The organism is Micromonospora sp. MH33 (genome assembly GCF_003013775.1).
Classification (GTDB): domain Bacteria; phylum Actinomycetota; class Actinomycetes; order Mycobacteriales; family Micromonosporaceae; genus Micromonospora; species Micromonospora fulviviridis.
The window spans coordinates 1-2,204 of record NZ_MUYZ01000556.1 but is presented as its reverse complement, the minus strand read 5'-3'; the positions used below and the strand labels follow the sequence as shown (position 1 = coordinate 2,204).

The 2,204-nt window shown below is 77.9% G+C and carries 2 protein-coding genes and 1 pseudogene; all 3 read right to left on the bottom strand.

The genetic code is table 11. From position 1 onward, the window contains the following. The coding region (locus B0E53_RS35745; protein ID WP_246835773.1) for a histidine kinase at positions 1-1,058 on the bottom strand (1,058 nt) is incomplete at its 3' end. A gap of 54 nt (positions 1,059-1,112) precedes the next feature. Beyond that, complete coding sequence (bioD, locus tag B0E53_RS35740; protein ID WP_107079849.1) at positions 1,113-1,847, bottom strand: dethiobiotin synthase; 735 nt, start codon at positions 1,845-1,847, stop codon at positions 1,113-1,115. 59 nt (positions 1,848-1,906) lie between these two features. After that, positions 1,907-2,204: pseudogene (locus B0E53_RS35735) on the bottom strand (aminotransferase class I/II-fold pyridoxal phosphate-dependent enzyme); the annotation flags it as partial.

The window sequence follows — 2,204 nt, the reverse complement described above, 5'->3', positions numbered from 1 at the left end:
GCGAGGCCGACCCGCTCGCGCAGGGCCAGCAGGCCAGAGCCGTGCGAGGACGGGCCCGGCAGCGGGCCGGCCGGCGCCCGCCCGTTGACTACCGACACGGCCACCTCCCCGCCGCGCCGGTCGACGCTGACGGTCACCGGCGCGCCGGGGGCGTACCGGGCGGCGTTGGTCAGCGCCTCGCGGACCACCCGGTGCACGGCGTGCGCGACCAGCGGCGGCAGGTCGCCAGCATCGCGGTCGGACCGCAGCTCGACCGCCATCCCGGCGTCCCGCGCGCCGTCGACCAGCTCCTCGACGCTCTCGCCGGCCGGCCGCAGCGAACCGGACCGCTCCTCGCGGAGCACGCCGATGACGTCGTGCAGCCGCTCGGTGGCGGTGGCCACGCTGGCCCGCAGTTCGCCGGCCGCCGCCCGGTGCGCGGGTGGCAGGTCGGCGGCCAGTTCCAGCGCGGCGGCGCGCAGCGCGATGAGGCTCAGGTCGTGCCCGAGCGAGTCGTGCATGTCCTGGGCGATCCGGGCCCGCTCGCGCAGCCGTACCCGCTCCACCGCGGCCCGCCGCTCCCGCTCCTCGGCCTCGGCGTGCCGCGCCCCCGCCTCGGCGAGCGCCCGCTGCTGGCGGCGCAACCGGCCGAGCAGCCAGGGGAACACCCCGGCGAAGAGCAGCACCCAGGCGAGCAGGAACCAGGTGGCCGGATTGGTGCCGAGCAGCCCGAGGTTGACCGCGGTGCCGGCGACCGCGACGGCGGCGAAGCCGGCGGCCACCCGGCCGGCGCCGGCGCTGCGCCGCCCGGCCAGGTAGCTGAACACCGGGATCGCGAAGACGAAGTTGCCGTCGACCAGCGAGCCGAGCACCACCGCCAGCAGCGCCGCGAGGGGCCACCGGCGGCCGAACACCACCGCGAGGCCGAGCAGCGCCAGCGAGCCGGCCAGCAGCGGCACGGCGTGGCGCGGCCAGGGCGGGGTGAGCCCGGCGTACGCCACCGGGGCGGCGACCACGGCCCAGAGCAGCAGGTCACCGGCCCGGCGGCGGACGGCCGGCGGGGTTGGCTGCGGTTCCACGGCGGCCAGGCTACCCACGGCCGGAAGGGCCGGACACCGACGAAAGTCAGGTGCTCAGCTGATCTCCTCGGCCCAGGCGCGCCAGTCGTCGAGGACGCCGTAGAGGGCCGGGGTGAGCCAGCCCGGGGCGGACCGGCGGAACACCCCCGGGTCCATCCCGCCGGCGCCCGTCGGCACCGCGCCGAGCAGGTTCGGCACCAGGTCGGACAGGTTGAGCCAGTGCACCAGCTCCGGCTCGGCCGGCCAGGCGCCGATCACCACGCCCGCCGGGATGGCCCGGCGTTCCAGGGCCTCCAGGGTCAGCGCCGTGTGGTTCAGCGTGCCCAGCCCGGCGCGGGCCACCACCACGGCCGGCGCGCCCAGCGACACCGCCAGGTCGGCCACCGTCCAGGGCTCGCCCGACGGGCGCAGCCCCATGGGTACGAGCAGCCCGCCGGCCCCCTCGACGAGCACCAGGTCGTGCTTGTCGGCCTCCTCGCGGATGGCGTCGACCGCGGTGTAGAGCTCCAGCGGCTCCAGCTCGGCGACCCGGGCCGCGGCGAGCGGGGCGAGCGGATCCGGGTAGCTGGCCAGGGTCCGACCGGTGAGCGGGGCGGCCAGCCGGGTCACGGAGTCGACGTCGCCGGGGTCACCGGTGGCCGTACCCGTCTGGCCGGGCTTGACCACCGCGACCCGCAGCCCGGCGGCCTGCGCGGCGGCGGCGATCGCCGCGGTCACCACGGTCTTGCCCACCTCGGTGTCCGTGCCGGTCACCAGCACCGGCCCGGTCCAGCCGTTGCCGTTGCTCATGACCCCTCCTTCGTTCGCGACTGCGGGGCTCGCAAACCCGGCTCACTCCTCGCGCTCACCGGTGCGCACGCCACGATCACGTCCAGTGCCCGTTCGAAGTCGGCCCGGTCGACCCCCGCGCTGATCGTCAGCCGGAGCCGGGACCGGCTGTCCGGGGTGGACGGCGGCCGGAAGCAGCCCACCGCCACGCCCCGGTCCCGGCAGTCGGCCGCCCAGGCGGTCGCGGCCTCCGGACCGGGAGCGGTCACCGAGACCACCGCCGCGTCCGGGGCGGAGACCTCCAGCCCGGCCCCGCCCAGCCGGCGCACCGCGAGGGCGGCCCGCTCGGCCAGCTCGGCGCGCAGGGCGTCGCCGGCC